This is a genomic window from Mesorhizobium sp. M0698 (assembly GCF_040320455.1).
In the GTDB taxonomy this organism is placed as follows: Bacteria; Pseudomonadota; Alphaproteobacteria; order Rhizobiales; family Rhizobiaceae; genus Mesorhizobium.
This window is the reverse complement of sequence record NZ_JAMYPQ010000001.1, coordinates 302051-322829: the sequence shown is the minus strand read 5'-3', so window position 1 is coordinate 322829 and position 20779 is coordinate 302051. Positions and strand designations below refer to the sequence as shown.

Here is a 20779-nt window from a genome sequence, read left to right as displayed (position 1 = left end):
CTATTTCGGCAGCGTATAGGCCATCACATAGTCGCCCGGCTTGGTACCGACCGAGCCGTGGCCGCCGGCAACGATGACGACCAACTGGCGCCCGTCGGCTACCGTGTAGGTCATCGGTGTCGACTGCCCGCCCGCCGGCAGCCGCGCCTGCCAAAGCTGTTTGCCGGTCGTCAGGTCATAAGCGCGCACATAGTCATCGACCGCCGCACCGAGGAAGGCGACGCCGCCGGCAGTGATCATCGGCCCGCCAATGCCGGGCACGCCGACCTTGAATGGCAGCGGCAATGGCGTCATGTCGTAGACGGTGCCGTTGCGATGCTTGTAGACGATCTTGCCGGTCCGAAGGTCGGCACCCGCCACATAGCCCCAGGGCGGCGCCTGGCAGGGAATGCCGAGCGGCGACAGGAACGGCTTCAATATGACTGCGTAAGGCGCACCGTCATTGCGGTTCAGGCCCTGTTCGCTGCCCTTGGTGTCGCCGGGCGGCGGCACGTCGGCGCGCGGCACCAGCTTGGAGATGAACGCCAGGTATGTCGGCATGCCGAACATCACCTGCCGGACCGGATCGACTGCCACGCCGCCCCAGTTGAAGGTGCCGAAATTGCCGGGGTAGATCAGCGAGCCCTGCAGCGACGGCGGCGTGTAGCGGCCCTCATAGCGCAACTTCCGAAGCTCGATCCGGCAGGCCAGCTGGTCGAACATGGTAATGCCCCACATGTCGGCGCCGGTCAGCGGTTTCGGACTGAAGCTGAGATCCGAGAGCGGCTGCGTCGGCGAGGTATGGTCGCCCTCGATCGCGCCGCCCGGCGCCGGTACTTCCTTGACCGGAACGATCGGCTCGCCACTGCGCCGGTCGAGAACATAGAGGTCGCCCTGCTTGGTCGGCCCGACCAGCGCCGGCACCATGCCACTTTCCGTGGTGATGTCGACCAGCGTCGGCTGCGCCGGCACGTCCATGTCCCAGAGATCGTGGTGCACGGTCTGCCGCACCCAGCGCAATTGTCCGCTGTTGAGATCGAGCGCGGTGATCGACGAGGAGAATTTCTCGTCATTGGCGCTGCGCCCGGCGCCGAGCTGGTCCGGCGTCTTGTTGCCGAGCGGCACATAAAGCAGCCCGAGCTTCTCGTCGACGCTCGCCGTCGACCACATGTTGGGTGAGTTGTTGGTGTAGGTCTGGTCCGGCGGCAGCGGCATCGTCTGGTCCGGATTGCCGGAATCCCAATTCCACAACAGCGCGCCGGTGTCGGCATCGTAGGCACGGATGACCCCGGACGGCTCCTGCGTCGAATAATTGTCGTTGACCGCGCCGCCGACGATGATCTTGTTGGCGACGATCAGCGGCGCCGAGGTCGAATAATAATAGCCCGGCTTCGGATATGGCATGTTGGCGAGCAGGTTCAGCGTGCCGCCTTCGGCGAAAGTCGGGCAGACCTGGCCATTCGCCGCATCGAGCGCGATCAGCCGGGCGTCGGATGTCGGCAGGTAGATGCGTGTGGCGCAGGGCTGGCCAGCGGCGACCTTGGCATCGGCATAATAGGACACGCCGCGGCAGGTCTGGTGCTGGCGGTCCTTGTTGAGCTTGACCTGCGGATCGAAGCGCCATTTCTCCTTACCGCTCGCGGCATCGATGGCGATGGCGAAATTATGCGGCGTGCAGATGTAGAGCGTGTCGGCGATTTTTAGCGGCGTCACCTGATAGGTCGTCTCGCCGATGTCGTCGGGCCCTTTCACGTCGCCGGTGCGATAGGTCCAGGCCGGCTGCAGATTGGCAACGTTTTCGGCGGTGATCTGGTCGAGCGGCGAATAACGCTGGCCATATTGCGTGCGACCGTAATAGTGCCATTCGCCAGCCGGCACGTTGCCGCCGAGATCGGCCGTCGGCGTCACCTTGTCGGTGTTGAGTTCACCCGTAATATCCTTTGGATCGGTCGTCATCGAATAGCCGGCGACGGCAAGCGATGCCAGCACGGCGAGGATAAGCGGTGCGCGTCCGTCGGGACCGGTAAGCCCGCGCCGCGCCCATGGCGTCAACAGCCATAGCGCGACAAGCACGATGATGCCGCCGCGCGGGCCGAGCTCCCACCAGTCGAAGCCGATCTCCCAGACCGCCCAGGCGAGCGTGCCGAGCACGATCGCCGCGTAGAGCCACAGCGCCGTGGATCTGCGCCTGTAGAGCAGCCAGGCCGCGACAAGGAAAGCTAGACCGACGATGACGTAATACCAGCTGCCCCCCAGCGTCACGAGCCAGATGCCGCCGCCGCCAACCGCCAGGCCGATGAGGAAAAGGATCAGGGAGGTGATGACCACAGCCAAGACGGTGCTCCTTCGACTGGTGCGCTCCGCGACGCGTCCATGGGCAACCCCGCATTGCGTTCCTGCCCCCACGCAACTTTCTCCGGCCCGCCTCCCCTGTCAAGCAAGCTCGGCGTTTTACGGCGCCGGCCCATCGCAAGCCCGGCGTTTTGGTTAGCGGACCCATTCAGATTGTGAGTCTACCGGCTGGACAGAGAACAAAACGGAGACACTTCTGGCCTTTCGCTGCCGAATCACTACATTCGGGGAGAGATGTCCGGCTTTTCGGAAGACATGCCCTTTTTTGACGAACCGAACGCGCGGCCCGTGGCCCCGTCGGGCATTGCCGCGCGCGCCATGGCTGCCCGCAGCGGCCACAACAATGCGCCCGACTATCTCAAGGGGTTGAACCCCGAGCAGCGGCTGGCGGTGGAAACCACCGAAGGCCCGGTTCTGGTGCTGGCCGGCGCCGGCACCGGCAAGACGCGGGTGCTCACCACCCGCATCGCTCACATCCTTGCCACCGGCAAGGCTTTCCCCTCGCAGATCCTCGCCGTCACCTTCACCAACAAGGCGGCGCGCGAGATGAAGCAGCGCATCGGCCTGTTGATCGGCGAAGGCAATGTCGAGGGCATGCCGTGGCTCGGCACCTTCCACTCGATCGGAGTGAAGCTGCTGCGCAGACATGCCGAGCTGGCCGGGCTCAAATCCGACTTCACCATTCTCGACACCGATGATGTCGTGCGACTGATCAAGCAGCTCATCCAGGCCGAAGGGCTGGACGACAAGCGCTGGCCGGCCAAGCAGTTCGCCCAGATGATCGACGGCTGGAAGAACAAGGGCCTTGGCCCCGCCGACATCCCCGAGGGCGATGCCCGTGCTTTCGCCAACGGCAAGGGCCGCGAGCTCTACAAGGCCTACCAGGAGCGGCTGAAAACGCTGAACGCTTGCGACTTCGGCGATCTCCTGTGCCACCCGATCCGCATCTTCCGCGCCAATCCGGACGTGCTGAAGGAATACCACAAGCGCTTTCGCTACATCCTCGTTGACGAGTATCAGGACACCAACACCGCGCAATACATGTGGCTGCGCCTACTGGCACAGCGGCCGCAATCCTCCCCCCTTGAGGGGGAGGTGCCCGCGAAGCGGGCGGGGGGGGTTGCCGCAGAACGCACCGCTAGAGCGTCGAGCACTGCCGCCGGTAGGTCGAGCACTGCCGCACGGACCCCACCCGACCGGGCTTCGCCCGGCCACCCTCCCCTCAAGGGGGAGGGAAGCCCGCGCCTGTCCACCGTAAATATCTGCTGCGTCGGCGACGACGACCAGTCGATCTATGGCTGGCGCGGCGCCGAGGTCGACAACATCCTGCGCTTCGACAAGGATTTTCCCGGCGCCACCATCATCCGGCTGGAGCGCAACTATCGCTCGACCGCGCACATCCTCGGCACCGCCTCCCACCTCATCGCCCACAATGAGGGCCGCTTCGGCAAAACGCTGTTCACCGAAAAGATCGCCGAGGACGACGAGAAGGTGCATGTCCATGCCGCCTGGGATTCCGAAGAGGAGGCCCGCGCCGTCGGCGAGACCATCGAGGCCTATCAGCGCCAGAAGCACAATCTCAACGACATGGCGATCCTCGTCCGCGCGTCCTTCCAGATGCGCGAATTCGAGGACCGCTTCGTCACGCTCGGCCTCAACTACCGCGTCATTGGCGGCCCGCGCTTCTACGAGCGCCTCGAAATCCGCGATGCGCTGGCCTTTTTCCGCGTCGTCGCGCAAGGCGCAGACGACCTCGCCTTCGAGCGCATCGTCAACGTGCCGAAGCGCGGCCTTGGCGAGGCCACCATCCGCCAGATCCACGACACCGCACGCGCGCTGCGCATCCCGATGCTGGAGGCGGCGGCAAAACTCGCCGAGAGCGACGAGCTGAAGCCGAAGCCGCGCGCCGCGCTGCGCGAGGTATCGGCCAATTTCGAACGCTGGCAGAAGGCTCTCGAAACCACCCCGCACACCGAGCTCGCCGAGACCATTCTGGAGGAGAGCGGCTACACCGACATGTGGAAGAATGACCGTTCGGTCGAAGCGCCCGGCCGGCTCGAGAACTTAAAAGAACTGATCCGCTCCATGGAGGAGTACGAATCGCTGCGTTCTTTCCTCGAACATGTCGCGCTGGTGATGGACGCCGAGCAGAATGCCGAGCTCGACGCCGTCAACATCATGACGCTGCATTCGGCCAAGGGCCTCGAATTCGAAACCGTGTTCCTGCCCGGCTGGGAAGAAGGCCTGTTCCCGCACCAACGCTCGCTCGACGAGGGCGGCCGCTCAGGGCTGGAGGAGGAACGCCGCCTCGCCTATGTCGGCCTGACCCGCGCCAAGAAGAACCTGCACATCTGGTTCGTCTCCAACCGCCGCATCCACGGCCTCTGGCAATCGACCATCCCGTCGCGCTTCCTCGACGAGCTGCCGGAAGCCCATGTCGAAGTTTCCGAGAGCGGCAACAGCTACGGCGGTTACGGCAATTCCTACGGCGGCGGCTCGTTCGCCTCCGGTCGTGGTGGCCAAGGGGCGGGCAGGCAGAACCCCTATGGAGCGTCGCGCTTCGACAACATTGGCGGCAACAACGGCGCCGAGAAATCCGGCGCTTTCTCCAGCACCTATGCGACGCCGGGCTGGCAGCGTGCTCAGGCCAACCGCACCGAAGCGACCGACCGCAATTGGGGCACGCGCTCCGGCCACCAGGTCGAGCGCATCGGCTATGGCGAAACCGACTCCGGCTACGGCGCCGGCCGCACCTCGGTCAAGGGCCGCACAATCGACGGCGAGCTGGTCGCCAAATCCGTCGCCGACACGCCGTCCCCCTTCAATATCGGCGACCGCGTCTTCCACCAGAAATTCGGCAACGGCAACATTTCCGCCATCGAAGGCAACAAGCTGACCATCGACTTCGACAAAGCCGGCCAAAAACGCGTACTGGACGGGTTTGTTACTGGGGTTTGAGGTCGCCCTTCACCGATACCGCGCCTGGTTCCACTTGTGGCCGAGCAGCGACAGGATGATGATCAGGCCGTTGAAGAACTGGACGTAGAAGCCGCTCAGGCCCGCCGCGACGACGCCGGTCTGGATGAAGGAGACCGTGACCGCGCCGATCGCGCCGCCGACAACAGTGCCGATGCCGCCCCAGGTCGGAGTGCCGCCGACGAACACCGATGCCAGCACCGGCAGCAGGTATCCGTCGCCCGCCGTCGGCCACCAGGTGAAGTTGATCATCACCGAGAACGTGCCGGCGATTGCCGCGCCGATGCCGACGAAGACGAACACTTTTACCCGCACGCGCTTGACATCGATACCCATCTGCTGGGCGCTGTCGGGATTGTCGCCGACCACCTTGACCTGCGCGCCGAAGCGATGGCGGTTGTAAAGCAGCGCCGACAGTACGACGAAGGCGATGGCCCAGAAGATCTGCACCGGAATGCCGTAGAGCTGGCTGGAGAAGATCTTGTAGGCCCAGCTGTCGGCAAGGCCGGTCAGCGCCGTCGACCTGCCCTCGTTGATGATCTGGATCAGGCCGCGCAGCAGGAAGTTCATGCCGAGCGTGGCGATCAGCGACGACAGCCCGCCATAAACGACCAGGGAGCCGACCAGGAAGCCGAGCAGCATGCCGGTGACCATTGCGGCGGCGATGCCGAGGAACGGGTCGTAGCCGGCCTGCACGACCAGCGCAAACACCCAGGAGGCAAAGCCCATGGTCGCCGGAAACGACAAGTCGATCTCGCCGCAGGTGACGACGAAGACCAGCGGCACCACCACGAACAGCGCCACCGGCAGCGTGGTGAGTACGGAGCTGTAGAGATACCAGGTGGTGAACACGATCGGGTTGGCGATCATGAACACCGCCATCATGACGATGAACACGGCAAGCGTGCCGAGCGCGGCGCGGTTGTCGAGGATGAACCCGCGCAGCCAATTGTCGGACGGGTGTCTCCACTCTTTCCCGGCGGTTTCGCCATGCGTGCCGCCGAGGGGGCTCTGCAGATCGGGTTCCATGGTCTTGCTCATCGTGCCGCCCTCCCCGCATCGCCGTCGTGCAACCCCGGCAATCCGCTGGGGTGGGCGACGTCTTCCATGAAATTGATCAGGTCTTCGGCCGATTTGACCTCGCTGCGGTCGGCGGTGAGCGCGACCTTGCCGCGGTCCAGCACCACGAAACGATCGGCGATATCGAAGACGTGGTGGATGTTGTGGCCGATGAACAGGATCGAGCGCCCGCTCGCCCGCACCTGGCGCACGAAGTGGAAGACCTTGGCGGTCTCGGTCAGCGATAGCGCGGTCGTCGGTTCGTCGAGGACTATCAGCTCCGCCTTCTTATAGATGGCCCGCGCGATCGCGACGCCCTGGCGTTCGCCGCCCGAGAGCTGGCCGACGATCGACTGTGGCGTGAACACTTTCGAGGTGAAGCCGATCTCGCGCATCAGCCGGCTCGCCTCCGCGATCTCCTTGTTGACCTTCAGCCAGCCAAGCCAGCCGGTGAGCTCGCGGCCCATGAAGATGTTGCGCACGATCGTCTGCTGCACGGCGAGCGCCCGGTCCTGGAACACGGTCTCGATGCCGGCGTCGCGCGAGCGCGCAGGGCTCCATCCGGTCACCGGCTTGCCGCGGACGAGAATCTCGCCGCTGGTCGGTTTGACCACGCCGGACAGGATCTTGATCAGCGTCGACTTGCCGGCGCCATTGTCGCCGATCAGGCCGACCACCTCGCCGCGATCGACGCTGAGATTGACCCCGCCCAGCGCATAGACCTGGCCATAGGACTTGCTGATGTCGCGCAGTTCGATGATGCGTTCGGCCATGGCGATCCTCGCTTGATTGTCGCGTGCCGGCCTTTTCGCCGGCGGTCCCGCCGGCCGGGCTCGATCCCGGCCGACGGCTTGGGAGGTCAGCGCAGCGCCTGCTTGGCGAGCTCGGCGACGATCTCGTAATTCTGCGGCGTGACGAAGCCGGCGCCGGTGTCGACATTCATCGGCGCAAGGCCGAGCACCACCTGCTGGCAGAGGCTGAGGATCGGCAGATAGCCCTGCAGGAACGGCTGCTGGTCGGCCGTCAGCTGCACCCAGCCGCCCTTGAAGCCCTCGACGATCTGCGGGCTGGTGTCGAAGCCGAAGTTGAAGATGTCGCCTGGCTTCCTGCCCGCCGCCTGCATGTAGGTGGCGACGTTGCCGAGCATCTGGCCGCCGGGATAGCCGACCGCCTTGACATCAGGGTTGTTGAGCAGTGCGGCGGTGATCACCGGAATGGCCAGATTGGGATCGGAAGCCCATTCGCCGCTTGGCGGCGAGGAGAGTTGTATGACCTCGACGCCCGCTTCCTTGAGGGCAGCGACAGTGCCGCGTTCGCGCGCGCCGCGGCTCTCGTTCTCGAACGGGCCGATCATGATTGCCTTGTCGCCGGCCTTGAGCCCGGCCAGCTTGACCGCCTCGGCGCCAAGCGCGCGGCCCTGCTGCTCCTGCTGGGCACCGACATAGCCGCCGCCGAACGCCGCCGTGACCGTCGGCACCGGCACGTTCTGGTACATCATCTTGATGCCGTCCTTGTGCGCCTGTTCGGCCAGCGGCATGATCGCGGCGTCGCCCGGGTGGCCCATCATGGCGATGCCTTGGGGCTTGACCGCGACGGCCTCGCGCAATTGCTGCACCATCTTCTCGACATCCCACTGGGAAAAGATGTAGTCGACCTTCGGCCCGAGATCGGCCGCCGCCTGCTTCGCGCCATTATAGACGATCGTGCCGAAGGCATCGCCCTCGGCGCCGCCGACGAAGAAACGGATATGGACATCCTTACACCACTGGGCATCGAGCGCCTGCGCCGGCAAGGTCGAGAGTGCGGCGGCGAGCGCCATCGCGGCCGCCGCGACGGTCGAGCGCAGAACTGTCCTTCTCATCGTAATGCTCATGCACTTATCCTCCCTTTGTTCCCTCGCTAGCCGAGGGGTTTTGACGATCGCTTCGGCATTGCGCCGCAATCTTTCGCTGGCCGGCACCTCCCGCCGGCCGACTTCTCACACCGGGTTCGGCAGATAGCTTGCGCCTCCCCGGCATTGTTGGAGATAATCCAGTGCCCGCGCCTGGCCGGTGATCTCGAGATCGCCGCGGTAGACCGGGTCGTGCCAGCCCTCGATGTCGATGGCGCCCTTGTAGCCGGCCAGCCGCAGCTCGCTCATCACCCGCGTCCAGTCGCTATCGCCGAAGCCAGGGGTGCGCATCTGAACGAACGGCAGGCGGCCGAACACGCCATGTTCGCGGATCACGTCCCAGCGCACCGTCGCGTCCTTGCCGTGGACGTGGAAGATGCGCGGCGCCCATTTGCGGATCTGCGGGATCGGATCGATCAGGTAGACCAGCTGATGACAGGGCTCCCATTCCAGGCCGAGATTGTCGTTTGGCAATTCGTTGAACATCAGCTCCCAGGCGTCCGGATTGTGGGCGATGTTCCAGTCACCGCTGGCCCAGTTGCCGTCCATCGCGCAATTCTCGAACGCGATGCGCACGCCCTTGTCGGCGGCGCGCTTGGCGAGCGCCCCCCAGACCTCGCGGAAACGCGGCAGGCTGTCAGGCAGCGGCTTGCCGCGGATGCGGCCGGTGAAGCCGCTGACCACATTGGTGCCGAACAGATGCGCGTTGTCGATGATCGTTTCCCAGGCCTGGAGCACGCCGCGATCGACTTCGCCGCTCTCCAGCGGATTGCCGAACACGCCGATCGACGAGACCACGACATCGGCATCGCCGATCGCCTCGCGGATCTCGCCCGCCAGCCGTGGAATGTCCTTGCCGCCCAGCGTCTGCCAGAAGAACGGCTGGATGCTCTCGAAGCCGAGCGGCAGGATCTGCCTGACATAGGCGGCCGGGTCGTCCAGATTGGCCCGCACCATGGTGCCGATCCTGATGTCGAGCAGCGGGTTTGGCATCATGATCCTTCCTGTGCAGCGATGGCGACCCGGCGCCCGGTTTCGGCGCTCTCGATCGCAGCGAAAACCATGGCCAGGCTCTTGATGTTGTCGGCGCCGCGCGTCTCCGGCGCGGTGCCGGTCTCGGCGGCGCGGACGAAATCCTGGATGATGCCGAGATGGCCGCCGACGCGATCTGCCGGGTCGAGCGGCGGCACGGCTATCGGTTCGGTGCGGTCGAACAGGCCTTCACGGACCGGCCGCACGACTTCCGCCTTCAACCCGTCCGCGCCGTCCCAGACAATGCTGCCGCGCTCGGCGACGATCCGCCATGTACTGTCCCAGCTGGTACGGAAGCCGGCCGCGCACCAGCTGCCGGCATAGGTGAACAGCTTGCCGCCGCCGAGGTCGAAGCTTGCGGTTGCCGACGACCCTTGCCGATACCAGGAGTTGGCCGGCTCCCACTCCTGGCAATAGACGCCGGCCGGTTCGCCGGCCACCATGTAGCGGGCTGCATCGAATGTGTGGATCGCCATATCGAGCAGCAGCACATGGCGCATCTCTTCGCGAAAACCGCCGAAATGCGGCGCAACGAAGAAATCGGCGTGGATGCTGGTTGGCGCACCAATGGCGCCGGAATCGAGAAAGCGCCGGATGCGCCTGACGTTGGCGACATAGCGGCGGTTCTGCACGACGGCATGGATGCGGCCGGCGCTGCGGGCCGCCTCGACAATGGCACGCGCATTGTCCGGGCTGTCGGCCAGCGGCTTTTCGGTCAAGAGATGGCAATGGTGGGCAAAGGCGGAAAGCGCGACCTCGCGGCGGGCGGCGGGAACCACGACGTCGAATACCGCGTCGGGCCTGGTCTGGTCGAGCACGGCGTCGAGGTCGGTTCCGATGACGGCGCCGGAAAGCTCGTATTCGCGCGCCCTTGCCCGCGCCCTTTCGGCGTCGAGATCAACCAGGCCGACAATGGCGAGCCCGTCGATCTGCCTGGCCGCATCGAGCCAGGCTTTGCTCATCGCGCCGCAGCCGACCAGGACGACATTGATCATCCAGCACTCCTCCCTCTCGGCCCCTCCAGACCGATCGTCACGGCGTTCACGGCAGGGCCGCAAACGTTCTTCCGTAAACGTTTACGAGAACACACCCGATGGCGTAGAATGTCAATCGGCCGGCTGTGAAAAATCGTGGCGTCGGCTTGGCCCGGAGAGCAGCCGGTGCTAGCCAAGCAAGGGGGAGAACTGTCCTTTGGCGTCCAGTATTCACGACCTTGCACGTCACCTGAATATTTCGATCGGCACGGTGTCGCGCGCGCTCAACGGCCGCGCCGACGTCAATGCCGATACACGCCAGCGCGTGCTCGATGCGGCCAAGAAGCTGAATTATTCGCCGAACCAGTCCGGCCGCAGCCTGCAGCGCGGCGCCACCCATTCGATCGCCTTCATGCTGCAGCCTCATCCGGGCGACCAGGAATATGGCGAGCCGTTCTTCATTCCGTTCCTGACCGGGTTGCAGGCCAAGCTCGCCGAAAGCGGCCTCGACCTGATCGTAGTGATGGGCGCGCCGGGCGACTATCAGCAGGAGCGCCTGCGCCGTGTCGTCGAGACCCGCAGGGCGGATGCCGTGGTGCTGGCCTGGACGCGGCGCGAAGACGAGCGCATCGACTATTTGACCCAGGCCGGTTTCCCGTTCGCGACGCTCGGCCGCAGCCGCTCCGGCGGCGATGCCTACCCCTCGCTCGACCTCGACTTCGAAAAAGCCGGAGCAGACGCGGTCGATCGTCTCGTCGCGCGCGGTCACCGCCGCATCGCCGCCATCCGCCCGTCGCTCGACCTCAATTTCGGCTATCTGTTCCTCGCCGGCTATCGCAAGGCGTTGCGGCGGCACGGCATCGAATTCGACCCCGAGTTGATCGCCGACGGCTTCATCAACGAGGCCGGCGGCTACGCGGTGACGCCGAAGGTCATGCGCTCCAAGGACCCGCCGACCGCCATCATCTTCAACAACGACGCGATGGCGCTTGGCGGCTGCAAGGCTTTGGCCGAGGCGGGCATCAAGCCCGGCCACGACATCGCGGTGATCGTCATCGTCGACACCCCGCTCTGCCGCTATTTTTCGCCGGCGCTGACCGGCTTCCGCCCGGCGCTTGAGCCGATGGGCGAGCGGTTGGCCGAAATGCTGCTGGCATCGATCCCGGCTTACGCCGGCGACGAAGGCGCCCGCATCATCCGTGAAGTCTGGCCGCTGGAACTGATCGCGCGCGACAGCGATTGAATCGCGGCGGTCACTGAGCAGGCTCAGATTGATCAAGACCCCCGCGCTCGCGCTCCGGCGTTGCGACCAGCGAGGCAGCGGCGGCATTGGCGGCGGCAAGTGCCGCCTCGACGGGCTCTCCACGCGCAAGCCACGCCGCAAAGGCGCCGACGAATTCATCACCGGCACCGTGGGTGCTGACCACCTCCACCGGCATCGCCGGCAAGGCGAATGCCTGGCCGTCGCGGTCGCAATAGGCAACGCCCTCGCCGCCGGCCGTGACGATTGCAGCCGGATAGAAACCGACGAGCATGCCGGCCGCCTTCGCAGCACCCTCGAGCGTGTCGACGACCGCAATGCCGGCCAGGAACTCCGCCTCGATGGCATTGACGATGACGATATCGGTGAGTGCGATCAGTTCGCCGGACAGTTTTCGTGCGGGTGCCGCATTGAGGACGACGCGGCCGCCATGCGCCTTCACCGCTCGCGCCGCGGCAATGTTGGCAGCTTCCGGCACCTCGTTCTGCAACAGCAGCACCGCCGTTTGCGCGATCAGCTCGGCCGCCTCCGCAATGTTCTTTTCGCCGAGAGTGAGGTTGCTGCCCGAGACGATCACCGCGCCATAGTCGCCGCTGTCGTCGAAAATCGCCACGCTCATGCCCGAGCCGGCGCCCGAAGCCACTCCCACGAAGCGCTGGTCGACGCCTTTGCGGTCGAGATTATCGAGAAGCGCGCGGCCGAAATCGTCATCGCCGACAGCTCCGATCATTGCCGCACGCACGCCGGCCCGCGCTGCCGACACCGCCTGGTTGCCGCCCTTGCCGCCGCATTTCGGATGCCAGGAATGGCCGGTCACCGTTTCGCCCTTGCGCGGGCGATCGGGGGCTTCGACCATGATGTCGTAATGCAGGCTGCCGAATACGGTCACCAGCGGCGGGGAAGCCGTCATGTGCCCTTATCTTTCCGTTTCGACGTCACCGCAGACATGGTGCGGCCGAGATTGCGCTCCGCCGCCTGGTAGTCGCGTTGCGCGACCGCGACGAACAGCGCGTCGAGAATGTTGAGCTGGGCAATGCGCGCCGCTGCGTTCTCACCCATCAACGGCGAGCCTTGCGCGGTCGAGCAAAGCACGATGTCGGCGACGGCTGCCAACGGCGAGTTGTCATAGTTGGTGATGGCCAGCGTGCGCGCGCCGCTTTTGCGCGCAAGTTGGATGGCGTCGATGACGGCGCTGGTATTGCCCGAATGCGAGAAGCCGACGGCGATGTCGTCGGTGTCGAGCAGCGAGGCCGACATCAGCATCATGTGCGAATCATCGTAGACAGACGTGCGGATGCCGATGCGCAGGAATTTGTGCGAGACGTCGCGCGCGATCTGCGCCGAGCCACCAACGCCATAGAAGTCACGGTTCTTGGCGCGGTAGAGAAGATCAGCGGCGCGGTCGAAATCGTCCATGTCGAGGATGGCGAGCGTCTCCTCCAGCGCCTGGATAGAGGTGCGGAACACCTTCTGCACGATCTCGGCCGAACTGTCGTCCACCGACAGCTCCTGATGCATCTCGGCGGTCGGCAGGCGGCTGTATTCATAGACCGCGGTGCGGAAATCACGATAGCCGGAGAAGCCGAGCTTCTTGGCGATCTTGACCACCATCGCCTCCGACACACCGGCCTCCTCGGCGATCTGCTTGAGCGGTATGGTCTCGTCGAAGCCGCGCCGTCCGAAGACGGTTTCAACCACCTTCGCCTCGAGCGGCGTCAGATGCGGCATCATCATGCGAATGCGCGGTCCTACCGCTTTCAGGTCCAGCCCGGTCAAGGTCATCCACGTCCCCTCGTCACGCGATCGATAAGCATCGCGGCGAGGATTATAAGGCCAGTTGCCAGGAGCTGATAGAAGGACTGCACGTTCATCAGCGTCAGGCCGTTGCGCATGCTGCCAAGGATGACGGCACCCAGGATGGTGCCGACGACGCTGCCCTTGCCGCCCATCAGCGAGGCACCGCCGATCGCCGCCGCTGCTATGGCGTCGAGCTCCCAGAGATTGCCGAGAATGGGTTCGGCCGCACCCAGCCGGCCGATCAGGATCTGCGCTGCAAGCGCTGCCAGCAGGCCCGAGATCATATAGGCGGCGATCTTGGTGCGGGCGATCGGCACGCCGGCTATGTAGGCCGCCTCCTCATTGCCGCCGACGGCGAGCAGATATTCGCCAAACGGCGTCTTCTTGAGGATGATCCAGGCAATCAGCGCGACCACGGCCACGATGATGACCGCCAACGGCAATCCGAACAGCGAGCCGTTGAAGATGGCACGGAAGCCGGCAGGCAGGCCGAGCACCGGATTGCCGCCGGTATAGATCAGCGCCAGCGCCCGGTAGGTGCTGAGCGTTCCCAGCGTGACGATGAAGGGCTGCAGCCCGACATAGGCAACCAGCACGCCGTTGAGCAGTCCGCAGGCGAGGCCGATGGCGAAGCCGGCGGCGATGGCCAGCGGAAACGGCACGCCGGCAACCAGCATCGAGGCCGAGATGACCGCCGAAAGGGCTGCCGTCGGCCCGACGGACAGGTCGATGCCGCCCGAGATGATGACCAGCGTCATGCCCAACGCCAGGCAGGCATTGATGCTCGATTGCTGCAGGATGTTGATCAGGTTACGCTCGGCAAAGAAGCCGGGGACCAGTGCACCGAAGACGGCGAGGATCACCACCAGTCCGATCAGCGTGCCGGCGTCGCGCACGGAAAACCGGTGCAGGAAATCTGCCCTTGGGCGCGCTGCTGTGTGTTGGGTTATATCGGTCATCCGCTGGTCCTGTCCGTTATGCACCGGCCCGACGGCCTTGCGCCTTGCCGGCCTCAATCTCCGTTTGGGGTATGGCGTGCGCGGCGATCGCCTGTTCGCTGAGACTTGCGCGGCCCAGTTCGGCGGCGACCGTGCCGTCGCGCATGACCAGCACGCGGTCGGCGAGCCGGATCACCTCGGGGAGTTCGGACGACACGACGATTACCGAATGGCCTTCGGCGGCGAGTTCCTCGATCAGGTGGTAGATCTCCGCCTTGGCGCCGACATCGATGCCGCGCGTCGGCTCGTCGAACAGAAGGATCCGCGTTCCCGCCGCCAGCCAGCGGCCGATGATCGCTTTCTGCTGGTTGCCGCCGCTGAACAGGCGGATCGGCCGGTCGAGCAGGAACGGCCTGAGATTGACCCGCTTCATCTTCTCGGCTGTCACGCGCTTCAGCCGGCGATGGTCGATGAGGACGCGCGGCGCGAACACGCCCATCGAGGCCAGCGCCATGTTGCTGGAGATCGACCGCAACGGCACGATGCCTTCGCGCTTGCGCTCCTCCGGCACCAGGCCGATGCCGGCCGCGATCGCGTCGCGCGGACTGGAAAGCTTTACCGCCTTGCCGTCGATCTCTATTGCGCCTGATGAGGCCCGGTCGGCGCCGGCCAGCAGCCGCAGCAGTTCGGTGCGGCCGGACCCGACCAGGCCGGCAATGCCCAACACCTCGCCGCGATGCAGGTCGAACGAAACGTCACGGACCTTGGTTGCCGAGGCGAGGCCACGCACGCTCAGCCTGATCTCGGGGGAAGCATGCGAGCGGTGTTGTTCCTGGGCAAGCTCGCGGCCGACCATCATCGAAACGACGGCCTTTTCCGACATCTGCGCGAGATCGACGGTTTCGACCACAACGCCGTCGCGCATGACAGTGGCGCGCTCGCAGATGCCGAACACCTCGTCCAGCTTGTGCGAGACATAAACGACGGCGACACCGTCGCGTGCCAGACCGGCAATGACTTCCGCCAGCCGTTCGAACTCGCTCGGCGTGAGGCTCGACGTCGGCTCGTCCATCGCCACGATCCTGGCGCGGTCGAGCAGCGCCCGGGCGATCTCGACGATCTGCCGCTGCGCCACCTTCAGGCTGCCAAGCGGGGCTGCCGGATCGATGGTCGGGTCGATGGCGGCCAGGGCTTCCGCAGCGCGGCTTTCCTGCTCGCGCCGTGCGACGAAGACGCCGCCGCGCGTCAACGGATGGCCGAGAAACATGTTCTGGGCGACGCTGAGGCGTGGCACCTGCTGTAATTCCTGATGGATCATCGCCACGCCGGCGGCGCGCGCCGCGACCGGGTTGTTCAGCGTCACCGGTTTGCCGTCGATCAGCACGCTTCCCGCCGTCGGCCGGTAGACGCCTGACAGGATGCGCAGCAGCGTCGATTTGCCGGCGCCGTTTTCACCGAGCAGGCCATGGATCTCGCCGGCGCCGACCGAAAAGGACACATCGCTCAGCGCCCGCACGGCCGGAAACACCTTGGAAATGCCCTCGAATTGCAGCCGGGAGATGACTGACATTGCTTCGGTTCTCCAGGCAAGGTGCCGACCCAAGGCCGGCACCCGCCGGCCCTGCTCTACTGGCCCGCTGCCGCGTCCTCGAGCAGCGCCTTGCGCACGGCGTCGCCGGCGCCGGAGTAGCGGTCGGCATTGTCCTTGGTGATCAGCGCCTGCGGCGTGGCGACGACGCGCGGCAGCTTCTGCCCGGCCACCAGTCGCAGCGCCGATTCCAGCGCCACCTCGCCGGTCAGCACCGGGAACGAATCGACGGTGCCGGTCAGCTCGCCGGCGCGGATCGAGGCGTAGGCGTCGGAAATCCCGTCGGTGCCGAACACGGCGACCTTGTCCTTTAGGCCGGCGGCCTTGACCGCTTCGACGATGCCCAGCGCCATGCCGTCATTGTTGGCATAGAAGCCGATCAGATCGGGGTGCTGCTGCAGGATGTTGGTGGCCGCGTCGTAGGAGGTCTGGCGATCCCAGTTACCGGGGACGCTGGCGACGACGTCGAACTTGCCGGCTTCGGTGATGGTGGTCTTGAAGCCGTCGGTGCGCTGGACGGCGGCGTAGACGCCGGCCTGGCCTTCGACGATGGCGACCTTGCCGCCATCCGGCCGGTTCTTGATGAACCATTTGGCGACGCGCACGCCGTTGTCGCGCTGGACATTGCCGACATAGTGCTCGGCCTGCGGGATGACCGCGTCGTTGACGTTGACCACCGGCACATTGGCTGCCTTGGCCTGTTCCATGATCGGCTGCAGGTTGGAGTCGGTCTGCGGCGAAACGAGCAGCACGTTGTAGCCTTGCGTGACCAGGCCTTCGGCGATGGTGAGCTGGCCGAGCTGGTCGCCCTCGCTCTGCGCCGCCTGGTAGACGACGGGCACGCCGGTGCGGTCGCCGAACGACTTGTAGCCCTCTCCCAGCGAGCGCCAGTATTCATTGGTCAGCGTCTTGGAGACCGCACCCGCCTTGGTACCCTCGGGCAGCTTGGGGAAGGCCCCGAACTTGGCCTCGAGCTGCGACCAGTCGATGCGATCCTTCTCGGTGTCGGAATTGAGCGGCGCGAGGTCTGCGGAAAACACCGAGCCGATGGACAGCGCCATCAGGCCAGCGGTAGCGGTGGCAAGCAGAAATTTCATGGTCCTTCCTCCCTTGTTGAACGGAATATGCGGCCGGGCCTCAGCTGTCCGGGCCGAGCATGGCTTCCTGGATAATGGCTTGCGACGCGATCGCGTCCTGACGGTCGACGGCGGCTAACATGCGGTTGTCCCCGTCCAGCCGATCGACGACGCGCAGCATGCGCTTGACAGTCGCGATGTTGACTTCGCATTCGTGGACCGGGTCGAGCCCGGTCATATCGGGAAACGTGTCGAAGTAGATGGCGCCGGCGTAGCCGTTGCGGCGGATCTGGCGCAGCAGCTCGATCGTCTGCAGCGTATGCACGGCCCCGACCATCAAGCCGTCGTCGCGCTTGGCATAGCCATCGTTGAGGTGCACGCCGAGCAGCTTGCTGTGCCGTGCCACGAGCGCAGCGGCGAAAGCCGGCTGCTCGTCGGCGTAGAGCACATGGGCGAAATCGAGCGTCACGCCGAGATTGGGCAGGCCGATCTCGCGGATCGCCAGCAACGTCGTCGCCGCATCGGGCATCAGGCTGTAGGAGCGCGGCTCGTTGGGTTTGTATTCAAGGCTGATCTGGCAATCGGGGTCATGCGCCGCAACTTCACGAATTCCATCGATTTCGTGTTGCCAGAGCGTCGCATAATCGGCCTGGAAAGCATAATCGAAGCCATCCTGCCCGAGCCACAGCGTCATCAGGCTGGCGCCAGCCTCGCGCGCGGCGTCGATCCCGGCCTTGGTCATGTCGATGGCCTCGCGGCGAACGGCCGGATCCGGATTGGTGAAGGCGCCGAGCTTGAAGGCCGGGTTGGAGTAGTAGCGCATGGCGAAACCATTGATGGAAAGCCCGAGATCGCGGAGTTTGCGCGCCATTTCCGCAGGCTTTTCATCGACATGGTCGGGAAAGTTGAGGTCGAGATCGGTCAACTCCGCAACCTTCGCCGCACGTGCCGCCATTTGCAGCATGGACGGTTTGCCGACAAGATCGGGCCACTCGGCCTGTGGCCGCGAGGCAAAGGAATTGAGGCGGGTGGCGAAACGACAGACTGTCATCGGTGGCCTTTCATCGTCATAACTTCACATAAGAACGATAATTTGTAAAGTTGTTAATTGCACTCTCGGCGGCGACGGATTCGCATGTCCAGGCCAGTTGCGACCACAAGGGTCAAAGCAAGCGCGGCACTGTCACGCAAGTATCATGTTCGCGTCCTAGATCGCTTCTCCGAAGGCTTTCGCGGCATCCTCGATGCGACGCGGCGCTTTTTCGGGCCCCGGCAGCTTTGTCTCAAAGAGGATATCCATGAAAAACCTGCACCGAACCGCGTCCCTCGCTGTCGCGCTGGCGATGTTCACCGCCTTGACTCCGGCCCTGGCAGAAAACTCCGCGACCGTCGGCGGCGTCAGCTTCGTCAACAAGGGCCTGGTCGGCGTCGGCCGCATCCCGGCCAGCCAGAAGGACAAGTTCGGCGAGACGTTTGGCTCCGGCTCAGGCATGTCGATCGATGCTGCCGGCTGGACGCATGGCGCCGACGGCTACAAGGGCTCGTTGTGGCTGTTGCCGGATCGCGGCTACAATGTCGTCGGTACTACCGACTACCGGCCGCGCCTCAACACGATTGCCATCGAGTTCGCTCCGATCACGCCGGGTGCAGTGCCAGCCGCCGGCCAGGAACAGTCGGGCCTCAGGGCGACGCTTGCCGACACCATGCTTTTGACCGACGACAAGGGCGCCGACGCAACCGGGCTCGATCCGCTCACCGGCGTGCGTGCCGCGACCGACGACATGCCGATCCTGCCCGAAGCCAACGGCAAGCTCGCGCTCGATAACGAAGCGATCGCACGGCTGCCCGACGGCACGATGTTCATCTCGGACGAATACGGTCCGAACATCTACCGCTTCTCCGCCGATGGGCGTCTGATGTCGGCAACGCAGCCGCCGGCGGCGCTTGTCCCGATGCGTCACGGGACGCCAAACTTTGCTTCCAACAATCCGGGACCTGGCGCGGCAGACCCAGATCCGAAGGATCCCGAAACCGGCCGTCAGAACAACCAGGGCCTCGAAGGCATGGCGCTGACGCCGGACGGGAAGTTCCTGATTGCCGTGCTGCAGTCGGCCCCAAGGCAGGATGGCGGCGATTCCGCCTCGACGCGCCAGAACACGCGCGTGCTGGTCTACGATGCCTCGGATCCCGGCCAGCTCAAGCTCGCGCATGAATATGTCGTGCCGCTGCCGGTGTTCACCGATGCCAAGGGCAAAACCAAGATCGCCGCGCAGAGTGAAATCGTGGCGCTGTCGGACAAGACCTTCCTGATGCTGGCGCGCGACAGCGGCAACGGCCAGGGGCTGAAGGGCGACACCTCGCTCCATCGCGAGATCAGCGTCGTCGATGTGTCGGCGGCAACCGACATCGCCGGCACAGAGTTCGACAAGGACAAGCCGCTGGCGCCCAAGGGTGAGCTCGATCCATCGGTGACGCCGGCCAAGCTGACGCCGTTCATCGACATCAACGACAAGAGCGAGCTCGGCCGCTTCGGGTTGCACAATGGCGCGCCCAACGACCGCAACAACCTTTCGGAGAAATGGGAGGCGATGTCGGTGGTGAGCGTCCTCGATCCAAAGCTGCCCGACGACTATTTCCTGTTCGTCGCCAATGACAATGACTTCCTCACGCAGGACGGCTTCCAGGTCGGCGCGGCCTACAAGGCCGAGGATGGCGCCGATGTCGACACCATGTTCCTGGTCTATCAGGTCACGCTCCCAGGCCTCACCGGGAAGTAGCGGCAGCCATACAGGCGGAGGCGCCGAACGCGTCCGCCTGAGCTGGCGCGATTGAACGGTCGTGCCCCTTCAGTTGCGGCTCGCCCGCGAAAAGACGGTGTCCTAAGCATCGCAAAACCTGCGACTGACGATCCAGTCGAAGGCACTTACCTCAACATCTCCGCGTCCCTTGGCACGCCTGCATCGATCGGCTCGGCCGTCCTGTTTGACACGGCGGCGATCTTCCCGGCGGCCGACAGGTTCGGGCGCACGAAGACCGGCACGACGCCATCGACGCGGCTGTAGAGGTCGATAATGTCCTGATTCATGAAGCGCACACAGCCGGAGGAAGCGTTCTTCCCGATGGAATCCCACTCCGGCGTGCCGTGCAGCCTGTACATCGTGTCCTTGCCGTCACGGAAGAGATACAGCGCGCGGGCACCAAGCGGGCTCTGCGGGCCGGGCGGCATGCCGTCCTTGTATTTCGCCAGTTCCGGCCGGCGTTGGATCATTTCCGGCGGCGGCGTCCAGACCGGCCACTTCTTTCTCGCCTGAACCACGGCGCTGCCGGTCCATCCGAAACCGGCCTTGCCGAGGCTGACGCCATAGCGAATTGCCTTGCCGCCGTCGCGCACCAGATAGAGGAAGTGCTCGGAAGTATCGACGACGATCGTGCCGGGTTTTTCTCCAGTCGGGTCGGCCACGATTTGACGCACGAATTTCGGATCGACCTTGGCTACCGGAATTGCCGGCAGTTGATAGCCCTCGTCGATGCGCGCGGCATACATGCTTGCGGCATCGCCGAGAGCCGGATCGCTTGGTGCCGCGGGCACCGGCGGCGCCGCCACGTCCGTCGTGGTGCACGACGAAAGAGCCACGGAGGCCGCGCCCAGAGCGGATGCACCAAGAAAGGCGCGCCGGTTCAGGCGCTCAAAAAACAACGGAATATCGGACATGAGCCCCCCGGCTTACCGATGAGATCCAGGAAAATGCGGCCCCACGCGTGCGGGATCAATATACGATTCCGAAAGGTTTGAGAAATGCTTAGATCAAGGCACGCCAGGCGGAATTTACAGCGCCGCATCGACCTCTCCCGTTAA

Annotated in this window: 16 protein-coding genes; 3 read left to right on the top strand and 13 right to left on the bottom strand. The window is 64.9% G+C overall.

What is annotated here, in order from left to right; translation table 11 throughout:
• The gene (locus NKI16_RS01630; RefSeq protein ID WP_352622722.1) at positions 1 to 2313 is read right to left on the bottom strand and encodes a glucose/quinate/shikimate family membrane-bound PQQ-dependent dehydrogenase; all 2313 of its coding nucleotides are present in this window, start codon (positions 2311 to 2313) and stop codon (positions 1 to 3) included.
• A gap of 252 nt (positions 2314 to 2565) precedes the next feature.
• Here NKI16_RS01630 and NKI16_RS01625 point away from each other — a divergent pair, with 252 nt between their 5' ends.
• Positions 2566 to 5289, top strand: a complete 2724-nt coding sequence (locus NKI16_RS01625) for an ATP-dependent helicase (protein ID WP_352922225.1) — start codon at positions 2566 to 2568, stop codon at positions 5287 to 5289.
• Positions 5290 to 5298: 9 nt separating this feature from the next.
• Here NKI16_RS01625 and NKI16_RS01620 read toward each other — a convergent pair whose 3' ends face one another.
• From NKI16_RS01620 to NKI16_RS01600, 5 genes are all read right to left on the bottom strand, one after another.
• Positions 5299 to 6348, bottom strand: a complete 1050-nt coding sequence (locus NKI16_RS01620) for an ABC transporter permease (protein ID WP_352589528.1) — start codon at positions 6346 to 6348, stop codon at positions 5299 to 5301.
• Positions 6345 to 7139: an ATP-binding cassette domain-containing protein gene (locus tag NKI16_RS01615; protein WP_352622718.1), complete on the bottom strand. Its 795-nt coding sequence runs from the start codon at positions 7137 to 7139 to the stop codon at positions 6345 to 6347. The genes NKI16_RS01620 and NKI16_RS01615 overlap by 4 nt, the downstream gene beginning before the upstream one ends.
• 86 nt (positions 7140 to 7225) lie before the next feature.
• Entirely contained in the window at positions 7226 to 8239 is a 1014-nt protein-coding gene (locus tag NKI16_RS01610) for a substrate-binding domain-containing protein (RefSeq protein ID WP_352622716.1), read from the bottom strand.
• 105 nt (positions 8240 to 8344) lie between these two features.
• A complete protein-coding gene (locus NKI16_RS01605) occupies positions 8345 to 9250 on the bottom strand; it encodes a sugar phosphate isomerase/epimerase family protein (protein ID WP_502897559.1) in 906 nt (301 codons plus the stop codon).
• On the bottom strand, positions 9250 to 10284 hold the full coding sequence (locus NKI16_RS01600; RefSeq protein ID WP_352622713.1) for a Gfo/Idh/MocA family protein: 1035 nt from the start codon (positions 10282 to 10284) through the stop codon (positions 9250 to 9252). Before NKI16_RS01600 ends, NKI16_RS01605 begins: the two co-directional genes overlap by 1 nt.
• A 196-nt stretch (positions 10285 to 10480) precedes the next feature.
• Here NKI16_RS01600 and NKI16_RS01595 point away from each other — a divergent pair, with 196 nt between their 5' ends.
• Positions 10481 to 11506 (top strand): LacI family DNA-binding transcriptional regulator, encoded by a 1026-nt coding sequence (locus NKI16_RS01595; protein WP_352622711.1) that lies wholly within the window; start codon positions 10481 to 10483, stop codon positions 11504 to 11506.
• A 10-nt stretch (positions 11507 to 11516) separates the two neighbouring features.
• Here the strand turns inward: NKI16_RS01595 and NKI16_RS01590 are convergent, their stop codons facing one another.
• Genes NKI16_RS01590 through NKI16_RS01565 form a run of 6 tightly spaced genes read right to left on the bottom strand, consistent with a single transcriptional unit; the run spans position 11517 to position 17974 of the window.
• A complete protein-coding gene (locus tag NKI16_RS01590) occupies positions 11517 to 12434 on the bottom strand; it encodes a ribokinase (protein ID WP_352622709.1) in 918 nt (305 codons plus the stop codon).
• Positions 12431 to 13306, bottom strand: coding sequence for a MurR/RpiR family transcriptional regulator (locus NKI16_RS01585; RefSeq protein ID WP_352622705.1), 876 nt, complete (start codon positions 13304 to 13306; stop codon positions 12431 to 12433). The genes NKI16_RS01590 and NKI16_RS01585 overlap by 4 nt, the downstream gene beginning before the upstream one ends.
• Positions 13303 to 14280, bottom strand: coding sequence for an ABC transporter permease (locus NKI16_RS01580; RefSeq protein WP_352456543.1), 978 nt, complete (start codon positions 14278 to 14280; stop codon positions 13303 to 13305). Before NKI16_RS01580 ends, NKI16_RS01585 begins: the two co-directional genes overlap by 4 nt.
• A 16-nt stretch (positions 14281 to 14296) precedes the next feature.
• The gene (locus NKI16_RS01575) at positions 14297 to 15829 is read right to left on the bottom strand and encodes a sugar ABC transporter ATP-binding protein (protein ID WP_352622703.1); all 1533 of its coding nucleotides are present in this window, start codon (positions 15827 to 15829) and stop codon (positions 14297 to 14299) included.
• Between the two features lie 56 nt (positions 15830 to 15885).
• Positions 15886 to 16944 (bottom strand): sugar ABC transporter substrate-binding protein, encoded by a 1059-nt coding sequence (locus NKI16_RS01570; RefSeq protein WP_352456545.1) that lies wholly within the window; start codon positions 16942 to 16944, stop codon positions 15886 to 15888.
• 40 nt (positions 16945 to 16984) lie between these two features.
• Positions 16985 to 17974, bottom strand: coding sequence for a sugar phosphate isomerase/epimerase family protein (locus NKI16_RS01565; protein WP_023676734.1), 990 nt, complete (start codon positions 17972 to 17974; stop codon positions 16985 to 16987).
• 247 nt (positions 17975 to 18221) lie between these two features.
• Between NKI16_RS01565 and NKI16_RS01560 the strand changes: the two genes are divergently transcribed.
• Positions 18222 to 19700 carry an esterase-like activity of phytase family protein gene (locus NKI16_RS01560; RefSeq protein WP_352922223.1) on the top strand — a complete coding sequence of 493 codons (1479 nt, stop codon included), beginning with the start codon at positions 18222 to 18224 and terminating at the stop codon, positions 19698 to 19700.
• Positions 19701 to 19846: 146 nt separating this feature from the next.
• On the opposite strand, the gene NKI16_RS01555 is transcribed toward NKI16_RS01560, so the two are convergent.
• On the bottom strand, positions 19847 to 20635 hold the full coding sequence (locus tag NKI16_RS01555; protein WP_023676737.1) for a L,D-transpeptidase: 789 nt from the start codon (positions 20633 to 20635) through the stop codon (positions 19847 to 19849).
• Positions 20636 to 20779 lie beyond the last annotated feature (144 nt).